Source organism: Aliinostoc maniaoense (genome assembly GCF_058172895.1).
This window is the reverse complement of the sequence record NZ_CP187952.1, coordinates 4,186,918-4,204,199: the sequence shown is the minus strand read 5'-3', so window position 1 is coordinate 4,204,199 and position 17,282 is coordinate 4,186,918. Positions and strand designations below refer to the sequence as shown.

The window sequence follows — 17,282 nt, the reverse complement described above, 5'->3', positions numbered from 1 at the left end:
ATCTCTGGTGAAATACCATATCAATTGGTGGTAGGTATTAGTGATGGATTTAACAGTTAGCCAATATCAGTGAGTAATAAGTAATGAGTAATGAGTAATGAGTAATGAGTAATGAGTATTAGTTATTACCTATAAATCAACTTGTTCTACCATTTCTCTAAATCCTGGCTACAGATAATTCTTCCCCTGCCCCCTGCCCCCTGCCCCCTACCCTTGAAAGCTGCCAGTTGTTCATGAATCAAATCAAATTGCTATATGAATTTGCCAAAACCCAATTTAGAAGACATTGAAATTCAGCTGTTATTGGAAGGTTTATACCAGTATTACGGCTATGACTTTCGTAATTATGCTCTAGCTTCCCTGAAACGACGGATTCACAGTTTTATGCACTCCCAGGGGTTAAATAATATTTCTGCACTACAAGCACAGTTACTACACGATCGCACTTCTATGGATCGGTTTTTAGTGAATCTTACAGTCAATGTCACATCAATGTTCCGTGACCCCAGTTTTTATTTATCCTTCAGAACTAAAATCGTGCCACTACTGAGAACATATCCGTTTATTCGCATCTGGCACGCTGGTTGTTCTACTGGGGAAGAAGTCTACTCGATGGCAATTTTACTCCAAGAGGAAAATTTATATCATCGTTGTCGGATATATGCAACAGATACGAATGAAAAAGTTTTGCAAACTGCCAAAAGTGGTATTTTTCCTCTCAAACTTATGCAAGAGTACACCCAGCTATATTTAAAAGCCGGGGGCAAGTTGTCTTTTTCTGAATATTACACCGCCGCTTATGATCATGCAATTTTTCGAGCTTCATTAAGAGAAAATGTAATTTTTGCCCAGCATAATCTAGCTACAGATAGTTCTTTTAACGAATTTAATGTGATATTCTGCCGCAACGTTTTAATATACTTCAATCAGGTACTACAAAAACAAGTACATACATTGTTTTATAACAGTTTATGTAATTTTGGTATTTTAGGTTTAGGACGACAAGAATCAGTCAGATTTACCCCTTATGAGCAGTACTATGAAGAAATAGCTCAAGGTGAAAAGCTCTACCGGAGGCTCAATTAATGAGCTTTAAAATTGTGGTGATTGGGGCTTCTTTAGGGGGATTATCTGCTTTAAAAATAATTCTGGGTGATTTACCGCTAGATTTTCCCCTACCGATAGTGATTGTGCAGCATCGTCACAAAGACTCTGCAAAAAGTCTCAAGGCGTTAGTACAAACCTATACATTATTACCTGTCAAAGAAGTAGAAGATAAAGATGAAATTATCCCAGGACAAATATACTTAGCCCCCGCAGATTATCATGTATTAGTAGAACGTGGTTATTTCGCTCTTTCTACTGATGTACTCGTTTCTTATGTTAGACCATCTATAGATGTACTATTTGAATCGGTAGCTGATATATATGCTGAAGGTGTCATAGGTCTAATATTGACAGGGGCAAATGAGGATGGTAGACAAGGACTAAAAAAAATCAAAGCCAGAGGAGGTATAACCATCGTAGAAGATCCAAGCACCGCCCACAGCCCAATTATGCCTGCCGCCGCTATTTCTGATGTAGTAGTAGATTGGATTTTGCCACTACCAAAGATATCTCATTTACTCATTAATCTTTGTTATTCTACAGGGAACTGAAATGATGCAGCCCGAATCCAAAGTAAACATCCTCCTGGTGGATGATAAGTTAGAAAATTTGCTGGCACTAGAGGCGATTTTGGAGCATTTGGGAGCAAATCTAGTGAGAGCGACTACCGGAGAGGAAGCTTTAAGGTGTCTGCTGCATCAAGACTTTGCGGTAATTTTGTTGGATGTGCAAATGCCGGGGATGGATGGTTTTGAAACTGCCACCCTGATTCGCAGCCGGGGAAGATCACGTCAAACACCAATTATTTTTTTGACTGCCTTTAGTACCAGCGACCAAATGTTATTTCAGGGCTATGCTTTAGGGGCTGTAGATTATCTCCTCAAACCCATAGACTCGAATATTTTGGTATCTAAAGTAGCTGTTTTTGTAGAACTGTTTAAGAAAACTCAAGCAGTCCAAAATCAAGCCGCTCAACTTGCCGCCATGAATGCCGAATTAAGGCAAAGTGAGGAGAAATTCCGATGTTTAAGTAATTGTTCCCCTGTAGGTATTTTTGAAACCGATACAGCAGGATATTGTAAATATAGTAATCCTCGTTATCAGACAATTTGTGGTTTGAGTGCCGCCAGTTTACAAAGCAGATGGCTAGAGTCAGTTCATCCAGAAGATAGAGATAGAGCGATCGCCACTTGGTCTAAATATATTCAACAAGGTGGGGATTACTCAGAAGAATTTCAGTTTCAAACTACTGATGACAGTCGGCGATGGGTACAGGTGCGTTCTTCGCCGATGGTTTCTCAGCAAGGAAAATTGTTAGGCTACGTTGGCACACTAGAAGATATTACAGCCCGCAAGCAAGCTGAAGAAATCCGCGCCCAAGTAATTCAGGAACAAACCGCTAGGCAAGAAGCTGAAGCCATCAACCGCATGAAAGATGAGTTCTTGGCGGTGCTATCCCATGAACTCCGCACTCCCCTAACAGCTATGTTAGGTTGGTCAAAAATCCTCCGGGCGAAAAAACTCGATGAAAAAGCCACAGCCCGCGCCATAGAAGCCATTGAACGCAATGCCAATACTCAAGTACAGCTAATTGAAGATATTTTAGACATCTCACGGATTATTCGGGGTCAGTTGCGGCTAAATTTGTGTGCTGTCAATCCCATGACAGTGATTACAGCAGCCTTAGAAGTAGTGCGCCCCCTGGCTGATAGCAAAGGTATTCAATTACATACTTATCTGGACGATACATTAGGTTCAGTCTGTGGTGATCCAGCCCGGTTACAGCAAATTATTTGGAATCTCCTCACCAACGCTATTAAATTTACACCAGAAGGAGGCAAGGTAGAAATTCATCTAGCAGGGATAGAACCAGAAAACTCAGTGCAGGGGGAACTTTTACCAGTCAATAAGACTAATATTGCTTTGAGTATCCCTAAATCTTCCGTTTACGCTCAAATTCAAGTCATAGATACAGGTATTGGCATTGATGAGGATTTTCTCCCCAATGTATTTGAGCGTTTCCGCCAAGCCGACAGCACGACCACCCGATCGCACAATGGGCTAGGATTGGGACTAGCGATCGTCAGGCATTTAGTAGAGTTGCATGGCGGCACAATTACCGCAGACAGTCCAGGAGAAGGAAAAGGGGCAACCTTCACCGTCCGGCTACCACTGATTTATAGTAGTCAAGATGCAATGGCTGATTCCCCCAAAAAGTCTTTAGTGATGAATACCACTGCTCTCCAAGGTGTGAAAGTGTTAATTGTCGATGATGAAACTGATACCCGGAATTTTTTAGTGTACTTATTAGAGGAGTATGGAGCGATCGCCAATTTTGCCGCATCAAGTGAGGCAGCATTAGCAATTATCCCAGAATCAAAACCAGATATTCTCATTAGTGACATAGGAATGTCAGATGAAGATGGTTACACTCTTATGAGGAAATTACGCAGGATGGAAGCCCAACAGGGAGGCCATATACCAGCGATCGCTCTGACTGCGTTTTCTGGGAAAGAAGACCGTCAAGCGGCTCTGGAAGCGGGATTTGAGCAACACTTGGTTAAACCTATTGACCCAAATCAATTAATTACAACCATCACTAATCTATTAGAATTAAAGGCAACAGGACGATCGCTCAACATCAGATAAAAGAGTTTGACAGCAGGTGTTCAAAACATTTTTGCTCATTACTATTGGTTTGTTACCCTCCCTGTTTTCTCTGTGGGTGATGCGTAAAACCCGATGGCGCATACGTTCACGGTTGCGGCAAGCAGCTATTCATGCTGCCAGAGTCAGGATACAAGAACATCTTCCCACAGAGGAAGGCGATCGCTATTATTTAGAAGGAGTAGGTTTCCTGATTGGGGATATCAGCTGCAAATTTAATGCTCGTTCTGGTTATCTCCGTTGTGCTATTAACCCTCATGGCCCCTGTGAAAGCTGTCGATACTATGAACCTAGAAATTGAACATCAAAATACTAATAAAGGATGAGCAAAATTTTAAAATAATCAAGAGCAGTACCCTTGAAAGCCGAAAATTACATGAGTAATCCCCGTGTTTTGTGCCTAGGTGAGATTCTATTTGATTGTTTAGCTGATCAGTTAGGGCTAAAGTTAGAAGAAGTACAATCCTGGACTCCCTACCCTGGTGGTGCGCCAGCTAATGTAGCTTGTGGTTTAGTGAAGTTGGGAACTCCCGCCGCATTTATTGGTGCAGTGGGAGAAGATGAACCAGGTAATCAACTTGTGCAGTTATTAGAAACAGTAGGTGTAGATACAACGGGTGTGCAACGTCATTCTACTGCACCAACGCGCCAAGTTTATGTGGTGCGAAATCTAGCAGGCGATCGCCATTTTGCTGGCTTTGGTAAATATGACACTGCCGAATTTGCTGATACTCGCCTACAAGCCAAACAACTGCCAGAGTCCCTATTTCGAGATGCAGAGTTTCTAGTTTTGGGTACTTTGGAACTAGCCTACCCTGAAACTGAACAGGCAACTCATCGCGCTCTAGAACTGGCAGAACAGTATGATTTGAAAATTGTCTTAGATGTCAACTGGCGGCCCGTCTTTTGGCAAGATGAAAATATTGCTCGGCAGAAAATCCAAGCTACATTCAAACGGATTGATTTTCTCAAACTCTCCAAAGAAGAGGCTGAATGGCTATTTGATACCGCAGACCCCGGTGCTATTACTTACCGACTAGATTCGATTGAAGGGGTGCTGATTACAGATGGTGAACATGGTTGTGCCTATTGCTTGGGTGAGAATGAAGGTAATTTACCTGCTTTTACCGTGTCTGTAACTGATACCACCGGTGCAGGTGATAGCTTTTTAGCAGGATTCATCCACCAACTGAGTCAATATGGTATCCAGAGCCTCAAGGATGCAGACACAGCAAAAAGGATCATTACCTATGCTAGTGCTGTAGGCGCGCTCACTACCATTAAACCAGGTGCGATCGCTTCTCAACCCACCCCGGCTGAAGTTGAATCTTTTCTAGCTGAGTATCAAATGGGATAAAGACTGGAAGGGAGACAAGGGAGACAAGGGAGACAAGGTAGACAAGGGAGACAAGGGAGACAAGGTAGACAAGGTAGACAAGGTAGACAAGGTAGAATTTCTACCCCTGCCCCCTGCCCAATTCCCAATGCCCCATGCCCCATGCCCCATGCCCCATGCCCAATGCCCAATTCCCAATTCCATAATTAATCTATGCAATTGGGAATACCTACAACAGCACAGGGAAAATCTGAATTTAACTGTTGAATCAGGGGATGATACACAGATTGACATCCCAAAAATAAGATATCAGCAGATTCAATTTGTACAACTGTCCTGAGTTCTGTACTAACGCCACCAAAGCGCAAATGTGACTTAAAATAACCTTGCCATTCTTCCGCTAAACTCCTAGCTTGCCAAAGAATTTGATCGGCTTTTTGCAGGGAATTTAGGGTCTTATTTTGTGGATTTGGTGCAATTCCCTGTATTTTTGGTTGAGTTAATACTGATGTGGTAGAGTGAGAAACTTCAGTCACAGAAGATTCTAATGTTGGTAATTTATGGACTAGTTTCAATCTCCTGGAATGTTGATGATGATGTGTTTCTTCTAATACGTAAACAGCTTGCACTATTACTTCTTGATTAGTGGCTAACCGTGTTTGATGTGCAATCCAAAAAGCTATATCTAGTGCGGTATGACTATTAGGAGACGCATCATAACCAACAATTAAATTCACCGATTTTCCTAGTTGACATTGCTGCTCATCAACTTTTTTCGGTTCTGGTAACAAAAGAATTTGTTCGATTAAGTCATCTCTACCCATCGCACTTTGTAAGCGCGCTAACATTGGCTTGATGTTCACAGCTTTGACTTCTCCTAAACTTAACTAACAACAAATGAGAAGCAGGATAGACACGAATAACCCAATATTCGTTAGGAATCCCCAATAACAACTGCTATGACAGCCAAAGTTTTGGGATTTCCTTCCATTGCCGACGGAGTTAGCTGACGGGCTAAGACTGGAAGGTGTCTCTCTTATGAGTGATAGTTTTCAAATTAGCTACACTCTGAAATTGCTCACTCTCTATAAGATGCGCCCCATAATTTGGTTTCTCCGTTTCAAATTTAGTTTGACTGAATTTGAATTAGGCTACCCACTACAAAAATCATAGTCTACTTCACTCTTGGTGAGTAAAATATTTATCAAGAAAGTTTAAGGCATGATTACGAAGTTCAAAGTATTCTTTCGAGTTTCGTATAGCAGCTCTATCCCGTGGATGGGGAAAGGGTACATTTAAAATTTCACCAATTCTAGCTGCTGGGCCATTGGTCATTAAGACGATGCGATCGGACATATAAATAGCCTCATCAACATCGTGAGTAATCATCATGACTGCTTGTCGATGATTTTCCCAAATATCTAATACTTGCTTTTGCAATTTACCTTTAGTTAAGGCATCTAATGCGCCAAAAGGTTCATCCATGAGTAACATTTTGGGACGAATTGCTAAGGCTCTAGCGATGCCTACTCTTTGTTTCATACCTCCAGAAATTTCATCAGGATACTTGTCTGCTGCCGCCGTTAAGTTTACCATTGCCAAGTGTCCGTTCACAATGCTAATTTTTTCAGCCCGATTAGCATTTTTTAACACTTCATCGACAGCTAGACGAATATTCTCTCTTACTGTTAACCAAGGTAACAAAGAGTAGTTTTGAAATATCATCATTCTTTCCGCACCAGGCTTGCGAATTTCTTTACCATCAAGGCGGACAGAGCCGGAGGTTGCTGTTTCTAAACCCGCTACAATTTTTAACAAAGTTGATTTACCACAACCGGAATGTCCAATTACTGAAATAAATTCATCTTCACCAATGGTTAAATTCACATCATTAAGTACGACAAAGTTACCTTTATCTGGTGTCGGATAAGACTTGACTAAATTTTCTATTTCTAAAAACTTAGGTCTAGACATAGCTGGTTGATCAGCCGTGAAGGTTAAATGTGTAGATTTCATGTCAATTATTCCTATTAATTTCAAGACAGAAAAAAACGAGTTGGTGCGTTGGCTCTAATGGCAAAACTATTTAAATAACCAACAGGGTTACTAGGGTCAAAGCTTTTTTTATCGATGAAAACTGCTGCCGGCTCAACTTTGTAGTCGTCTTTGGGACATTCAATGCCCATTTCGCTGGCTATTTCTCGATATAAATCGGTTCTCCAACCTTGCTCGGCTAATTTTTCAGCATTTTTAGGAAATTCCTTGATTTGTCCCCAACGGGCGGCTTGAGTCATTAACCAAAGACTTCTCGATCTCCATAAAAATGTTGAGTGTTCGCCTGGTTCTTGGGGTAGATTCTCAGGAATATCGTAGAAAATCGTGGTATCTGCGGCGTTGATAGTGCGGTTTTTGCCATCAAATCCGCCATAATTGTAATTGCCGATAATGCCGGGTGCGGTCAACTTGGTAATTGCCGCATTGGTATTTTTTGGTTTTGCACCTGTAAAGGAACGGTCTGTCATCAGTTCGGCAACTTCTTGACGGTTTTCTGGCTTGCTACAATACTGGCAAGCTTCAATCATCGCTTTGACTAAAGACCGATAGGTTTTAGGATAGTTATCAATAAAGGATTCCATCACCCCTAATAATCTATCTGGGTGTCCTAACCAAATTTCTTTACCTTGGGCAAAAGTGAAACCGATGTTTTCGTTACCTGTAATGGCTCTGGTGTTCCAGGGTTCGGCTACCATATAGGCTTGCATCGCTCCAATTCGGACGTTAGTTAACATCTGTGGAGGTGACACAATAATCACACGGAACTCTTTGAGAGGATCGACACCAGCCGCAGCAGATATATACCGAATAAAGTATTCATAAATCGAAGAACTTAAAACTACAGCCCAGACTTTGTTTTCTGGTGGTTGTTGGGCAAAATAAGCGCGAAAATCTTTACCGAAGGTTGCTAAGGCACTGTCGCCATATTGTTGTTGATATTCGTACCAGGGACGTAAGCCAAAATCCCACATGGCTTTATTCATGGTCATAGCGTTACCGTGACAGTGAATAGTCATGGCTGCACATAGGGGGGCATGACGTGCGCCTTCTGCACCGATACGGGCGTTGGTGACTGCACCGGAAACAACGGGGGAGGCATCTAAGCGACCAAATATTAAGCCGTCGCGGGAGGTAGCCCAACTGGCTTCGCGGTTGAGTTGGACGTTTAAGCCATACTTGCGAAAGAAGCCTTTTTTCCAGGCGATCGCAAATGGCGCACAATCATTAACGGGAACGTATCCAACAACGAGGTTGGGTTTTTCTAGGTCTTGGGATCTGACTAGTGGTTCTACTGCTAAGGCTTCTTCTGTCAGTGCTTTGGCGGTTCTATCTGTTGATATATTACAGGCGGATAGACTCAGTCCGGCTGTGGTTACTCCTATGCTTTTGATGAAGTTCCGTCTTGTCCAGTTATGGTTACTCATGTGGCGTTCAATGTTTAATTAGCTCACGCAGAGACGCAAAGACGCAGAGGCACAGAGGCACAGAGGCGCAGAGAGAGGTTGCGTCTGGAAGTGTTGTAAAAATGAGAGTTTTTCATTTAGACGCTATGGGGCGATGGGTAACTAGTTCTTGCAGTTTGCTCACGGCGAAGTCTAGAATAAGTCCGGTTAGGCCGATGATGAAGACGGCTAGGAAGACTGAACTCAGGTTTAAACGACTCCATTCATCCCAGACGAAGAAGCCTATACCTACTCCGCCTGTGAGCATTTCTACTGCAACTATGACTAGCCAGGCAATTCCTAAGCTGATTCTTAAGCCTGTGAAAATGTAGGGTAAACTGGCAGGCCAGATAATTTTGATAATTCGCCGCCAATGGGGTATTTCTAGGACTTGGGCAACATCTATATAATCTTTGGGAACGCTGGCAACTCCTAGGGCTGTATTAATAATGGTTGGCCAGAGGGAGGTAATGAAAATGACGAAAATGGCGGAGGGATCTGCTAAATTGAAAATGGCTAAGGCTATGGGTAGCCAAGCTAGGGGTGATACGGGTTTGAAAATTTGAATTAGAGGATTGAATGCTAGCATGGCTGGTCTAGACATCCCAATCAAAAAGCCTAAAGGTATAGCTACGACTGCACCCAAGGCAAAGCCTATGAGTACCCTTCGCAAGCTAGCTAGCAATAACCAGCCAATACCTAAATTACCGGGGCCTCTTTCATAGAAGGGGTTGAGTATGTAGTCTAAGTTAGCGGCTAGGGCTTCTGGTGGTGTGGGCATTAACTCGTGGTTCAAGAGTGCTATAACCCACCACAGCAAGATAATTCCTAAAAAACCAACAATAGGTAATAGGACTACATCCCGCATAATTACGGGTTTGGTTTTTTTCCAGACAGCTTGAGTTGTAACAGCTGCGATCGCTGCTAAATTTAATTGCAATATCATTGGTGCAACCTCAACAGAGTTAAGTGCAGGTACAAAAAACCGAGCAGTACCAGCCTCGGACACTGATGAGAGCAAAACATTAAAAATGCTGTCTCTTCAGTCTCCTCTCAATGCCTACGAAGTTAGCTGACGGGCTAGGGCTGAGAGTTGCCCTTCCAATGAGAGTGCTGAGTTTTGAGTCGGGAGTTAGGATGGAATTTCCTTTCTCTTGTAACTCTTGACTTGCGCCTCTCTCCAGGATACGCCCCAAAAATGTGGTTCCTCCGCTCCAACATGACATACTGTGATCTGTTGGATTAGGCTGACTTACTCTAAATGAATAGTAATGTTCATCAAGATAACATCATTGATTCAATAAAGACAACTTGAAACTGATATTTTTTTGATTACCTGATATCTTGCTTGATACAGCACTTTTGAAGTAAGTGAGGTACACCATAAGTAATAAGTACTGAGTAATAAGTAAATTTCTTACTCATTACTCATTACTCATTACTCATTACTCATTACTTTTTTCAATCAGCTGCTGTACCTCATCAACATCGAATCTGCTGTATGTTGCTGCTACCCGATGTTCCACCTCGGAATACATCAAGAGTCTGATAGGGTTAGTCCGTTACTGTTTGTGCGTATAGTTTAGGGTTAAAGTACAAAGTCGTGGTGTCTTGATTTTCATGTTGTGATGGCACAAAAGACAGATAACAGGGTTAAATATATCTCATGAGATAGGTGAAACTTCTCAATAGTTGCGATAAACGTCACTGTAATCGTTACACTATTGGCATATAGAATTTAATTACTCTATCTAAGAACAGAATTTAAAAGTATGAATTTTAGTCAATTACTGGCTGAAAATACTGACAAAATTGTCGAAAAATGGATTTTAGCAGTTCGTAATGATCACCATATAGAAAGTGCTGACGATTTATCATATACAGCAATTAAAAATCATATTCCTCAAGTCTTTCAGGCGATGGTAAAGGTGTTGTCACTGACCCAGGAAGGTGATATTAAATCAATAGTGACTGCTAGTTGGGAACATGGGTTACTACGCGCTGAACAAGGTTTTGACCCGTCCGAAATTGCTCGTGAATATCGTTTGCTCAGAGGAGTAGTATTTGATACTCTAGAAGGGGATCTATTACAAGCAACACCAACAGAAATTATTCGTTATATGCGTCTGATTGATGCGGTGATTGATGAAGCGATCGCTCGGTGTTTTAATAGTTATGTTCAAGAACGCTTGCGGGAACTAGAAAATTTACAAACTTCTCTGACTCTGCACAATGAAGAACTCACACGTTTAATTAATATCAATCAAGACAAACTCTCAGAACTAGCACACGAACTCAAGCATCCTTTGACGGCTATTATTGGTTACTCAGATTTATTTTTACGACAACAACAACGAAACATTACTCCCAAGGATAACTACACCAACTTAGGTCATATTGAACGTGTACTGCGTAATGGTAGACACTTGCTGCGGTTAATTAATAATATCTTGGAACTTTCACGATATGAAGCGGGTAAACTCCAACTTGAACCGGAAGTTATTAAGATTCAGGAATTAATTAACCACGTATGCGAGATGTTAGAACCACTAGCAGCCGAGAAGAATTTAACAATTTTAGTCGATTGCGATCGCCTACCTCTAGAAGTAACTACAGATGGTTTTCAATTACAACAGATTGTTACAAATCTTGTTAGTAATGCCATTCGTTACACAGACTCCGGCACTATTAGTATAAAGTGTGAGGTGCTAGATAGTGAAAAATTGGCGATCGCGGTTGCTGACACTGGGATTGGCATTGCACCAAAAGACCAAAGTAAGATATTTGAGCCGTATTTTCGTGTCAATTCCAAACAACGTCCCCGCCTTCCTGAGAGTACAGGTTTAGGTTTAGCAATAGTGGCGCGGTTAGTCGAACTACTGCAAGGAGAAATTAACTTAGTGTCTCAAGAGGGTATTGGCTCTACTTTCACCGTGATTTTACCATTACAAGTGAAGATTTGAGCAACTACAAAACTCATGCGATCGCGTATCCCGTATGTTGTCTAACATTAGGTGGGTGAAATCCCAAAACAATCTGATCTTTGGGGATACCTGCGGCTACTAATTCATAAGTCACACCATCTTCTGTATCATCCCGTTGTACCCAAATTTTTCCATCAATAATGTCAAGATGAACTAAGCAACCATGAACTCTCTTAACACCATCCCAGCCTCTATTTATGAGTAAATAACTGTCATTTTCGCTATCAAATACAGCTTTACATTCAATATCCCCATAGGAATAAGGAATTTTTGTGTAAGGTAATAATACCTCTTTAACGATCCGCCGATAATTATCTAATCTATCCATTGGATAATCCTCTCCGTTTCTGGATTAAAGACAAGTAACTTCAGATGTTCACTTTCTATTAAAAGAGTACCAATAGGTTCTGCAAACAAAGTTGCAAATACGCTGTCACGCACACTTAAGTATAGTGTTCTTTCTGGCTCTAAGCGATTGATAACAGCACGATACATAATAAATCCGCCAATAGCATCTTTGAGATCGGCCATTTCTGAGGGACTAACAAAACTCTTAATTTCTACAGCTATTTTTTTAGTTCCTATTTCTGCCGCTAGGAGTTGTTTTGCTCCTAAATCTACATACATATCTTTCTGACCCCATTTCAAGTGTAGGGGATCATCTGTAATTATCCATCCTTCCCGAGTTAAGGCATTTTTCACAGCATTATGATATATATCTCTCGCAGGCATATCAAGGTATATTTATGTTAACAAATCTTGTTTTTTCAACTTAGCTAAAGCATCTTCAGCCGCCGCTTTTTCTGCTTCTCTCTTATTACTTCCTGTTGCTTCTCCATACTTTTTATCTCCTACATACACCTCAGCCTTAAATTCTGGCGCGTGAGGCAAACCACCTATTTGTGTTGTGAGATATTTGGGAGGAGTTGGACTAATATTGCGTTGTACCCATTCCTGAAAACGATTTTTGGAATCTACATTTGAGCGAGAGACTACAATTTGTTCCGGTACAGCATCAAATAATGGCTCAACAATGGCGCGCACTGCTTCAATATTAGAATCATTATCTAAATAGTAAGCACCAATGACTGCTTCAAATGTACTACTAAGTAAATTGGGATTTTGATAACCGCCATCTCGAATTGCACCTTTACCTAAGCGCATCCTAAAATCTAAGCCGACTTCCAGAGCAAATTTAGCTAATTGTTTTTCATCAACTAATGCAGAACGTCGCCGTGTTAATTCATCTTCTCCTTTTTCCGGGTGGCGGCTATAAAGATATTCACCACTTAGGAAATTCAGCACCGCATCACCAAGAAATTCTAGGCGTTCATTATGTTCGCCTTCGCCTGGGTTTTCATGAACATAGGAACGATGAGTAAGTGCGCGACGTAAAAGTTTTTCGTTATGAAATGTTAGAAGTTTGTGCATTTTTTATTGTTGCAGAAATTAATGCTGGGAAATAGATAAAGGCTATTATATTAACATGAAAAAACCGCGCTTACTGCGGTTTTTTAGAAATAGTTTTGAGATAATAAACTAGGCGAGGTGCAATTTTTTATGCAGCAATTCTTTCTAAATCAATTAAAAACAATTGTTGATTATGTTTTTGCACTTTACCATCCTTGACGGCAGCATCAACAAATTGACTAAAGTTTTTAAACTTCGTTCCATCAGCTTTACAAACAGAGGAAAATCCGTGATAGTGATCACAAAGCTGACGCATCAATTTATCAATAGATGAAAATGTTGTTGGTTTCCCTTGAACTAATAGGATTTTAATTGCTTCAGTTAAATTTTTTATAGCCTCATGATAATTTATTTGAACATTGAGAGCAGTAATTTGAGATTTACTTATATTTATAAATAAATCAGTCAAGTCATTGATAAAGTAGAAGTTATCATTACCAACTAGTTTGATTAATTTCTGACTAGCACTACCTTTTTGAGCAACAACTATAACCTTTTTACCCAAGGACTTTAGAACGCAAATCAATCCAGCAAAGTCTCTATCTCCTAACACTAAAATGATTTTTGTAAGACAAGGATTAAAACCAACACATTGAACACAGTCAGCTATCAATCTGTAGTCTAAACTATTCTTGGAAGCGTCAGGAACATCAACACATTTAAAACCGAAAACCTCTAAATGATTCTTGACACGAACTTGATCGTTATACTGTGAACTATAGTATAGATTTTTGCAGTATAAAAACTCATTAGATTGAGCAAAATCAAGCAAAGATTGAACCTTTTTTCTGATTAAAGATACATTCTGAGCATCACAGAAAAGAGCAACGTGGTTTTTTTTCTGGCTAGAGTTATTTTTTGAAGGTAGATTAGGTTGTGACATTGTAGGTTGATCCAGTGTTTTTTAGTTTACTGGACAGCACAAAAACCGCGTATCTAGCAAAGTAATACTGTTAGTCAAGGATTGATAAATAGTGTTTACTAAGCTGTCATGGATTCCTGCAAAACTTCTTTTGGTTCAAGTCTCAGCCGTAGAACTCTATGCTTCCTACCGGGCTTTGAATTATCTTCTCCCTTGAACATTCACTTCAAACATTTGCTCAAAGTAAAGGTGAAGAAATATTCAAGGGAAAGGATAACTCAAAGCTTGGGAGGAAACTAAGAGTTCTGCTGCTGAGACAACACCAAAAAATAGAAACCTTAGATTAGGAGTTCTTTTGCTGTCTTTAATTATACAATGGCACAACTAATTCTGGATGTCAAGATATTGTTTGACAAAAAAAGTACTACCGAATACGAGTAAGTTCAAAATCACTATAGATCATTGAATATTTATCTTTTGGGGAAATATTCTATTTAAATCAATAGATAAATCTGGAAAACAAGGGAAATCAACTACTTGATGAGGCAGAAAAATTCGCTTAGTTGAATAACCGTATTTTCCTTGACTATCTTGATAAGGCTCACTGTAACATTCCAAATGATTGTCGAATAAATTGAATATCCAATAATCAGAAATACCTGCTTGAGCATAGAGAAGTATTTTCACATCTTGGTCATAACTTAAAGATGAATCTGCTACCTCTATCACTAGCAACACATCAGCAGGGCGAGGGTGAGCAGAAAAATAATCATCAAGGCGGTTCTGCACAATAGCAAAATCCGGTTCAGGTTCGCTGTTAGGCGGTAAAGTGATAGGGGCTTGAGATTGTAAAGTAGCCCTATCGCCTATGATTTTTGGAACTTCTTTCAATAACTTTCTTAAGCAAGTTTCATGGGCTGTACCCTTAGATACCATTTCAATCAGTTCCCCGTTAATTAATTGGATGTGGTCATCCTCGTGGAGAAAGCCCAATTCTATAAGTTTGTGGTACTCATCCAAGGTGAAGCGTTTAGCTTGAGCGATACTCATAAATTCTGCCCCCAGAGTAATACACAGTCCTCATTCCCACAACCCTTATTGTAAATGAGCCAGAAATTGATATGCTAAAAACCGAGACTAGTTTAAAAGTGCTGAGTAATGAGTGCTGAGTGCTGAGTAAGTAGTTCTTTAACTTTGAATTGATTTGTACCCAATCCCCAGTACCCAGTACCTAATCCCTTATCTGTAAACTATGCCTGCGCCTACTATCAACCCGACAATTACTACGTTTCCGTTGACTGCCGTAGTCGGTCAAGAAGCCATTAAACTTGCTTTATTGTTAGCAGCAGTAGATCCTGGGTTGGGAGGAGTAGCGATCGCAGGTCGTCGCGGTACGGCAAAATCAGTAATGGCGCGTGCTATTCATGCCTTACTACCACCAATTGAAGTTGTCACCGGTTCGGTAAGCAACTGCGACCCCAACCACCCAGAAGAATGGGACGATTATCTATTGGCTGAGTGCGCCGATAAAGATATTCAAGATGTCCCGACAGAAATTATTCCTGCTCCCTTTGTACAAATTCCCCTTGGCGTAACTGAAGATCGTCTCCTCGGTTCTGTGGATGTGGAACAATCAGTTAAACAAGGAGATACAGTATTTCAGCCTGGGTTACTCGCCACAGCTAACCGGGGTGTGCTGTATGTGGATGAAATCAATCTTTTAGATGACCAGATATCTAACCAGCTATTAACTGTCCTCTCGGAAGGACGCAACCAAATCGAACGGGAAGGTATCAGTTTTCAGCATCCTTGTAAATCCCTATTTATCGCCACCTACAACCCAGAAGAAGGAGCATTACGGGAGCATTTATTAGATAGAATTGCGATCGCTCTTTCTGCTGACGGTGTTCTCGGTTTAGATCAAAGAGTACAAGCAGTTGAGCAAGCGATCGCCTATTCTAAATCACCCCAAGATTTCCTCCAACAGTACAGCGAAGATATCGACTCGCTCAAAACTCAAATCATCTTAGCAAGGGAATGGTTGAAGGAAGTTACCATTACTCACGAGCAAATTGCTTACCTAGTTGATGAAGCCATTCGCGGTGGAGTTCAAGGACATCGGGCGGAATTATTCGCGGTACGGGTAGCAAAAGCGGCTGCGGCTTTAGATGGACGAGCCACCGTCAACGCTGACGACCTACGCCGGGCGGTAGAATTGGTCATTGTGCCACGGGCAACTGTAGTACAGACACCACCCCCCGACCAACCACCCCCACCACCCCCACCACCGCCACAAAGTCAAGACGAGTCAGAACAAGACCAACAGGAAGACCAAGAGGAAGACCAAGAAGAGCAACCAGACGAACCCGAAGACCAAGAACCCCCCAGCATCCCGGAAGAATTTATCTTTGACCCGGAAGGGGTAATCATGGATGATAGTGTGCTGTACTTTGCTCAAATGGCACAACGTCAAGGTAAATCTGGTAGTCGTAGTATTATCTTTTCCGATGACCGGGGACGCTACATCAAGCCGATGTTACCTAAAGGTAAAGTCCGCCGCATTGCTGTAGACGCAACTTTAAGGGCGGCTGCACCCTACCAAAAAGCCCGCCGGGAAAGACACCCAGACAGAAAAGTGATTGTTGAGCAAGGTGACATTCGCTCTAAACGTCTAGTCCGTAAAGCCGGGGCGTTAGTGGTGTTTGTCGTAGACGCTTCCGGGTCGATGGCTTTAAACCGGATGCAGTCAGCTAAGGGCGCAGTTATGCAGCTGTTAACAGAAGCCTATCAAAACCGTGACCAAATCGCATTAATTCCCTTCCGGGGTGAACAAGCAGAGGTATTATTACCCCCCACACGTTCCATTGCCTTAGCCCGTAACCGCTTAGAAAGATTACCCTGTGGAGGTGGTTCACCTTTAGCACATGGTTTAACTCAAGCTGTCCGCATTGGTGTAAACGCTCGCATGAGTGGCGATATTGGGCAAGTGGTAGTTGTCGCAATTACTGATGGACGAGGTAACATTCCTTTGTCTCGGTCTTTAGGTGAACCCCAAGAACCTGGAGAAAAACCAGACATCAAAGGGGAATTATTGGAAGTTGCCGCCAGAATCAGAGGATTAGGGATACAACTGTTAGTAATAGATACTGAGAGTAAATTTGTCTCCACTGGTTTTGCTAAGGAGTTAGCCCAAACAGCAGGAGGTAAATATTATCACCTACCTAAAGCCACAGATAAAGCGATCGCTGCTATGACCAAAGGTGCGATCGGTGATTTAAAATCTAGGTAATTAAAAAATAGTAGGGGCGGGTTCACCGAGATCAAAAGTTAATCATTAACGATGTTTGTTAACCCGCCCC

Annotated in this window: 17 protein-coding genes and 2 riboswitches; of the genes, 7 read left to right on the top strand and 10 right to left on the bottom strand. The window is 41.4% G+C overall.

All coding sequences use genetic code 11. The annotated features are described in order from the left end of the window. Nucleotides 1-255: 255 nt before the first annotated feature. From ACPZ3T_RS18200 to ACPZ3T_RS18180, 5 genes are all read left to right on the top strand, one after another. On the top strand, nt 256-1,086 hold the full coding sequence (locus tag ACPZ3T_RS18200; protein ID WP_490270873.1) for a CheR family methyltransferase: 831 nt from the start codon (nt 256-258) through the stop codon (nt 1,084-1,086). Continuing rightward, entirely contained in the window at nt 1,086-1,658 is a 573-nt protein-coding gene (locus ACPZ3T_RS18195; RefSeq protein ID WP_490270872.1) for a chemotaxis protein CheB, read from the top strand. Before ACPZ3T_RS18200 ends, ACPZ3T_RS18195 begins: the two co-directional genes overlap by 1 nt. A 4-nt stretch (nt 1,659-1,662) precedes the next feature. Beyond that, a complete protein-coding gene (locus ACPZ3T_RS18190) occupies nt 1,663-3,756 on the top strand; it encodes a hybrid sensor histidine kinase/response regulator (RefSeq protein WP_490277261.1) in 2,094 nt (697 codons plus the stop codon). A 16-nt stretch (nt 3,757-3,772) separates the two neighbouring features. Next, nucleotides 3,773-4,075 carry a DUF6464 family protein gene (locus ACPZ3T_RS18185; protein WP_490270871.1) on the top strand — a complete coding sequence of 101 codons (303 nt, stop codon included), beginning with the start codon at nt 3,773-3,775 and terminating at the stop codon, nt 4,073-4,075. Nucleotides 4,076-4,150: 75 nt separating this feature from the next. Beyond that, complete coding sequence (locus ACPZ3T_RS18180; protein WP_490270870.1) at nt 4,151-5,131, top strand: carbohydrate kinase family protein; 981 nt, start codon at nt 4,151-4,153, stop codon at nt 5,129-5,131. On the opposite strand, the gene ACPZ3T_RS18175 is transcribed toward ACPZ3T_RS18180, so the two are convergent. The 5 genes from ACPZ3T_RS18175 to ntrB all read right to left on the bottom strand — a co-directional run bounded on the left by ACPZ3T_RS18175 (nt 5,108) and on the right by ntrB (nt 9,553). Beyond that, complete coding sequence (locus ACPZ3T_RS18175; RefSeq protein WP_490270869.1) at nt 5,108-5,314, bottom strand: hypothetical protein; 207 nt, start codon at nt 5,312-5,314, stop codon at nt 5,108-5,110. The two genes, ACPZ3T_RS18180 and ACPZ3T_RS18175, sit on opposite strands and share 24 nt — an antisense overlap. A 2-nt stretch (nt 5,315-5,316) precedes the next feature. Further along, nucleotides 5,317-5,973, bottom strand: a complete 657-nt coding sequence (locus tag ACPZ3T_RS18170; protein WP_490270868.1) for a universal stress protein — start codon at nt 5,971-5,973, stop codon at nt 5,317-5,319. 113 nt (nt 5,974-6,086) lie between these two features. Beyond that, nucleotides 6,087-6,273: riboswitch (cyclic di-AMP (ydaO/yuaA leader) on the bottom strand. 16 nt (nt 6,274-6,289) lie between these two features. Beyond that, complete coding sequence (locus ACPZ3T_RS18165; RefSeq protein WP_490270867.1) at nt 6,290-7,126, bottom strand: ABC transporter ATP-binding protein; 837 nt, start codon at nt 7,124-7,126, stop codon at nt 6,290-6,292. A 20-nt stretch (nt 7,127-7,146) separates the two neighbouring features. Further along, nucleotides 7,147-8,589 carry an ABC transporter substrate-binding protein gene (locus tag ACPZ3T_RS18160; protein WP_490270866.1) on the bottom strand — a complete coding sequence of 481 codons (1,443 nt, stop codon included), beginning with the start codon at nt 8,587-8,589 and terminating at the stop codon, nt 7,147-7,149. A gap of 112 nt (nt 8,590-8,701) precedes the next feature. Continuing rightward, nucleotides 8,702-9,553: a nitrate ABC transporter permease gene (gene ntrB / locus ACPZ3T_RS18155; RefSeq protein WP_490270865.1), complete on the bottom strand. Its 852-nt coding sequence runs from the start codon at nt 9,551-9,553 to the stop codon at nt 8,702-8,704. A gap of 96 nt (nt 9,554-9,649) precedes the next feature. Then, a riboswitch (cyclic di-AMP (ydaO/yuaA leader) is annotated at nt 9,650-9,866 on the bottom strand. Between the two features lie 513 nt (nt 9,867-10,379). On the opposite strand from ntrB, the gene ACPZ3T_RS18150 reads away from it, so the two are divergent. Further along, a complete protein-coding gene (locus tag ACPZ3T_RS18150) occupies nt 10,380-11,570 on the top strand; it encodes a sensor histidine kinase (protein ID WP_490270864.1) in 1,191 nt (396 codons plus the stop codon). Between the two features lie 13 nt (nt 11,571-11,583). On the opposite strand, the gene ACPZ3T_RS18145 is transcribed toward ACPZ3T_RS18150, so the two are convergent. From ACPZ3T_RS18145 to ACPZ3T_RS18125, 5 genes are all read right to left on the bottom strand, one after another. Continuing rightward, on the bottom strand, nt 11,584-11,919 hold the full coding sequence (locus ACPZ3T_RS18145) for a XisI protein (RefSeq protein WP_490270863.1): 336 nt from the start codon (nt 11,917-11,919) through the stop codon (nt 11,584-11,586). After that, a complete protein-coding gene (locus ACPZ3T_RS18140; protein WP_490270862.1) occupies nt 11,907-12,323 on the bottom strand; it encodes a XisH family protein in 417 nt (138 codons plus the stop codon). Before ACPZ3T_RS18140 ends, ACPZ3T_RS18145 begins: the two co-directional genes overlap by 13 nt. A 12-nt stretch (nt 12,324-12,335) precedes the next feature. After that, on the bottom strand, nt 12,336-13,022 hold the full coding sequence (rnc, locus tag ACPZ3T_RS18135; protein ID WP_490270861.1) for a ribonuclease III: 687 nt from the start codon (nt 13,020-13,022) through the stop codon (nt 12,336-12,338). A 127-nt stretch (nt 13,023-13,149) separates the two neighbouring features. After that, complete coding sequence (locus ACPZ3T_RS18130) at nt 13,150-13,944, bottom strand: NYN domain-containing protein (protein WP_490270860.1); 795 nt, start codon at nt 13,942-13,944, stop codon at nt 13,150-13,152. Nucleotides 13,945-14,382: 438 nt separating this feature from the next. Next, on the bottom strand, nt 14,383-14,973 hold the full coding sequence (locus ACPZ3T_RS18125) for a Uma2 family endonuclease (RefSeq protein ID WP_490270859.1): 591 nt from the start codon (nt 14,971-14,973) through the stop codon (nt 14,383-14,385). A gap of 202 nt (nt 14,974-15,175) precedes the next feature. Between ACPZ3T_RS18125 and bchD the strand changes: the two genes are divergently transcribed. After that, nucleotides 15,176-17,212, top strand: coding sequence for a magnesium chelatase ATPase subunit D (gene bchD / locus ACPZ3T_RS18120; protein ID WP_490270858.1), 2,037 nt, complete (start codon nt 15,176-15,178; stop codon nt 17,210-17,212). The last annotated feature ends 70 nt before the right edge of the window (nt 17,213-17,282 follow it).

Excerpts from the sequence above, each read along its gene's own strand:
- ACPZ3T_RS18200 (WP_490270873.1), top strand. The coding sequence starts at position 256 with ATGAATTTGCCAAAACCCAATTTAGAAGACATTGAAATTCAGCTGTTA.
- ACPZ3T_RS18195 (WP_490270872.1), top strand. The coding sequence starts at position 1,086 with ATGAGCTTTAAAATTGTGGTGATTGGGGCTTCTTTAGGGGGATTATCT.
- ACPZ3T_RS18190 (WP_490277261.1), top strand. The coding sequence starts at position 1,663 with ATGCAGCCCGAATCCAAAGTAAACATCCTCCTGGTGGATGATAAGTTA.
- ACPZ3T_RS18180 (WP_490270870.1), top strand. The coding sequence starts at position 4,151 with ATGAGTAATCCCCGTGTTTTGTGCCTAGGTGAGATTCTATTTGATTGT.
- ACPZ3T_RS18175 (WP_490270869.1), bottom strand. The coding sequence starts at position 5,314 with ATGGAATTGGGAATTGGGCATTGGGCATGGGGCATGGGGCATGGGGCA.
- ACPZ3T_RS18165 (WP_490270867.1), bottom strand. The coding sequence starts at position 7,126 with ATGAAATCTACACATTTAACCTTCACGGCTGATCAACCAGCTATGTCT.
- ACPZ3T_RS18160 (WP_490270866.1), bottom strand. The coding sequence starts at position 8,589 with ATGAGTAACCATAACTGGACAAGACGGAACTTCATCAAAAGCATAGGA.
- ntrB (WP_490270865.1), bottom strand. The coding sequence starts at position 9,553 with ATGATATTGCAATTAAATTTAGCAGCGATCGCAGCTGTTACAACTCAA.
- ACPZ3T_RS18150 (WP_490270864.1), top strand. The coding sequence starts at position 10,380 with ATGAATTTTAGTCAATTACTGGCTGAAAATACTGACAAAATTGTCGAA.
- ACPZ3T_RS18145 (WP_490270863.1), bottom strand. The coding sequence starts at position 11,919 with ATGGATAGATTAGATAATTATCGGCGGATCGTTAAAGAGGTATTATTA.
- ACPZ3T_RS18140 (WP_490270862.1), bottom strand. The coding sequence starts at position 12,323 with ATGCCTGCGAGAGATATATATCATAATGCTGTGAAAAATGCCTTAACT.
- rnc (WP_490270861.1), bottom strand. The coding sequence starts at position 13,022 with ATGCACAAACTTCTAACATTTCATAACGAAAAACTTTTACGTCGCGCA.
- ACPZ3T_RS18130 (WP_490270860.1), bottom strand. The coding sequence starts at position 13,944 with ATGTCACAACCTAATCTACCTTCAAAAAATAACTCTAGCCAGAAAAAA.
- ACPZ3T_RS18125 (WP_490270859.1), bottom strand. The coding sequence starts at position 14,973 with ATGAGTATCGCTCAAGCTAAACGCTTCACCTTGGATGAGTACCACAAA.
- bchD (WP_490270858.1), top strand. The coding sequence starts at position 15,176 with ATGCCTGCGCCTACTATCAACCCGACAATTACTACGTTTCCGTTGACT.